General features: G+C 72.3%; 4 protein-coding genes. All 4 read left to right on the top strand.

The features are described 5' to 3' along the window. On the top strand, positions 1–942 hold a 942-nt coding region (locus ACWER9_RS31755; RefSeq protein ID WP_452305312.1), incomplete at its 5' end, for an ABC transporter ATP-binding protein. After that, positions 939–1,628 (top strand): hypothetical protein, encoded by a 690-nt coding sequence (locus ACWER9_RS31750; protein WP_452305311.1) that lies wholly within the window; start codon positions 939–941, stop codon positions 1,626–1,628. The genes ACWER9_RS31755 and ACWER9_RS31750, both read left to right, overlap by 4 nt. 333 nt (positions 1,629–1,961) lie before the next feature. Next, positions 1,962–2,507: a 50S ribosomal protein L10 gene (rplJ, locus tag ACWER9_RS31745; protein WP_112584808.1), complete on the top strand. Its 546-nt coding sequence runs from the start codon at positions 1,962–1,964 to the stop codon at positions 2,505–2,507. A 54-nt stretch (positions 2,508–2,561) separates the two neighbouring features. Beyond that, positions 2,562–2,951 (top strand): 50S ribosomal protein L7/L12, encoded by a 390-nt coding sequence (rplL, locus tag ACWER9_RS31740; RefSeq protein ID WP_357208428.1) that lies wholly within the window; start codon positions 2,562–2,564, stop codon positions 2,949–2,951. The last annotated feature ends 170 nt before the right edge of the window (positions 2,952–3,121 follow it).

The following is a 3,121-nucleotide window of genomic DNA, read 5'->3' as shown; positions in this document are numbered from 1 at the left end:
CCACGACTGTGGCGGCGCCCCGGCGCGTTCCAGGTGTGGCAGGCTCGACGCATGCGGCTGGAGAACGTCTGGGTGCGGTACCACCGGCGGGGGTCGTGGGTGCTGCAGGGTGTCGACGTGCGGATCGGTCCCGGTGAGGTGGCGATCGTGCTGGGTCGCAACGGGGTGGGCAAGTCCACCCTGCTCCAGGTGGCCGCTGGGGTTCTCCGGCCGGGCCGGGGCCGGGTCACCGGCCGGCCGGCGCGGGTGGGGTGGGTGCCGGAGCGCTTCCCCGCCGACCAGCCGTTCACCGTGGCCCGCTACCTGACCGGGATGGCCCGGGTGGCGGGGCTGGGCCGGGCTGCTGCCGACGAGGCGGTGACCTCCTGGACCGACCGGCTCGGGCTGTCCGCCTTCCGCTCGGTCCGGCTGCCGGAGCTGTCCAAGGGCACCGCGCAGAAGGTGGGCCTCGCCCAGGCGATGCTGCGCCCGCCGGGCCTGCTGGTGCTCGACGAGCCGTGGGAGGGGCTGGACGCCACGACCCGCGAGTTGGTGCCCGAGTTGATCGCCGAGGTGCTCGCCGCCGACGGCTCCGTCCTGGTCAGCGACCACCGTGGCGAGACGGTCCGCCTACCGGCCGCGCGCCGCCTGTTGGTCGCCGACGGCACGCTCTGCGAGGAGACGTCGTCGACGGACGCGACGATCGCGGTGGTCGAGGTAGCGGTGCCGGCCGCGCGGGTCGCCAGCACCGTCGCCCGGTTGCGCGCCGAGGGCCATCAGGTGCTTCGGGTACGCGCCGACGCCTCCACCCCCGGACCCCAGGCCCGACCGGCCGAGCCGTTGCGGGCGGCAGGTGCCGCCCGACCCGCTGAACCGCCGCTCGACGTGGCCGGGCAGTCGGCGGCAGGGCGACCGGACGCCGCCGACGCCATTGTCGAGCCGGCGACGGGGGAGGCCCGGTGACCGCTCTGGTCCGGATGCGGCTGGCCGGTCTCCTGCGCACCGGCCGGGCGGTGGCACCGATCCTCGCCGGCCTGATCACGCTCGGCATCCTCTACGGCGGTGGCCGCGCCCAGCCGGCGGAGGCGTACGGCGTCTCCGCGGTCGTGCTCTTCCCGGTGCTCGCCTGGCAGACCAAGGTCCTGTTGGACGTCGAGCCGGACGTGCAGCGTCGGCTGGCGCAGGTGACGGTCGGGGTGGCGCGGGAGCGGTCGGCCGGGCTGCTCGCCGCCGCAGAGGCGGCGCTGGTGACGGTGGCGGTCGCGCTGCTCTTCCCGTGGCTGGTGGGCGGGGTGTCCGGCCCGGTCGATCCGGGAGACCTGTCGATTCCGGTGGGTCTCGCGCTGGGGCTGTGGGCGCACCTGCTCGTCGTACCCGCTGCGGTTGCTCTCGGGTCGCTGGCCAGCCGGGCCTCGGTGGGCGGTGCGGGGTACGGCGTCGCGGTGTTGGCCCTCGGCGGGGTCGGCGCGGTGGTGTTCGGCCTGACCGGCTCGGTGGCCCCCTGGCTGGCGCCGCCGATCATGGCCGCCGCCCGCACCACCGGGGGTGACGCCGCCGCGCTGACCCTGCTGGGGCTGACCGGGTGGGCGCTGGCCTGGAGCGCGGCGGTCGTCGGTGGCTACCTGTGGCGGCGGCGCGCTCAGGGCTGACCCGGCCGGTGACCCAGCTCACCAGGGGCGATTTGGCGCTGGTGAGCTGGGCGCGTAGTCTTCAACAGTCATCCGTGTTCTCATGGATGAGGAACCACCCAGAGACCGCTGGTCACCGTGCTTCAGCACGGTCGAAGGTCCCGCGACAACGGGCGACCCGCGTAGGGCGGCAAGCGTAACTCGGCAGTGAACGTGGTCCGCCGACCACGATGATCCGCCGGCCCTCGCCCCGTGCGCCCTGCGCCGGGGCTTTCTCGTTGTCGTGCTGCCTCCGCCCCCGTTCCGGCTTCGGCTGAGACGGGGACCAGCCTCGAGCAACGAGAGAGGAGGGACATGGCGGACAAGCCGATCCGGGCCGACAAGGCCACGGCCGTCGCTGAGCTGACCGAGAGCTTCCGCAGCTCGGGCGCCACCGTGCTGACCGAGTACCGCGGTCTGACGGTTTCCCAGCTCACCCAGCTTCGGCGCTCGCTCGGCGCCGACACCAGCTACACGGTCGCGAAGAACACGCTGGCCAAGCGTGCTGCGACGGACGCGGGCATCACCGGCCTCGACGAGCTGTTCACCGGTCCTACCGCGCTGACTTTCGTTTCGGGCGACGTCGTCGAGGCGGCGAAGGGGCTTCGCGACTTCGCGAAGGCCAACCCGAAGCTCGTCATCAAGGGCGGTGTCTTCGAGGGCAAGGCCATCACCGCGGCCGAGGTCACGAAGCTTGCCGACCTGGAGTCCCGCGAGGTGCTGCTGGCCAAGCTGGCCGGCGCGATGAAGGGCAACCTGAGCAAGGCCGCGGCCCTGTTCCAGGCCCCGCTGTCGAAGACCGCCCGTCTGGCGGCTGCACTGCAGGACAAGCGCGAGAAGGAGGGCGCCGAGGCGGCCTGAGGCCCCCACGGCGCACCAGTTCTTACTTAACAGAATCAGGAAAGGACGCCAGACATGGCGAAGCTCAGCACCGACGAGCTGCTCGACGCGTTCAAGGAGATGACGCTGATCGAGCTCTCTGAGTTCGTGAAGCAGTTCGAGACGACCTTCGAGGTCACCGCTGCCGCCCCGGTCGCGATCGCGGGCCCGGGTGGCGGTGGCGGCGGCGCTGCTGCCGAGGCCGAGCCGGAGCAGGACGAGTTCGACGTCATCCTCGAGGCTGACGGCGGCAAGAAGATCCAGGTCATCAAGGTCGTGCGTGAGCTGACCGGCCTGGGCCTCAAGGAGGCCAAGGACGCGGTCGAGTCCGCGCCGAAGGCCATCCTGGAGAAGGTCAACAAGGAGACCGCCGACAAGGCGAAGGCCAAGCTCGAGGGTGAGGGCGCCAAGGTCACCCTCAAGTGACCTGACGTTCCACACACGCGTGCCCGGCTCGTGAGCTGGGACACCATCGCGTCGCGGCGGGCGGTGATCCGACACTCGTCCCCCTGCCGGTTCGGCGATGTCGGTCCAAGCCGCTTTCCCCGGCTGTCGACGGTCATGCCGCGCGTGGGAGTGTGGCTGACAGGCGGTGG

Source organism: Micromonospora sp. NPDC003944 (assembly GCF_053605225.1).
This window is presented reverse-complemented; position numbering and strand designations above follow the sequence as displayed.

Excerpts from the sequence above, each read along its gene's own strand:
- rplJ (WP_112584808.1), top strand. The coding sequence starts at position 1,962 with ATGGCGGACAAGCCGATCCGGGCCGACAAGGCCACGGCCGTCGCTGAG.
- rplL (WP_357208428.1), top strand. The coding sequence starts at position 2,562 with ATGGCGAAGCTCAGCACCGACGAGCTGCTCGACGCGTTCAAGGAGATG.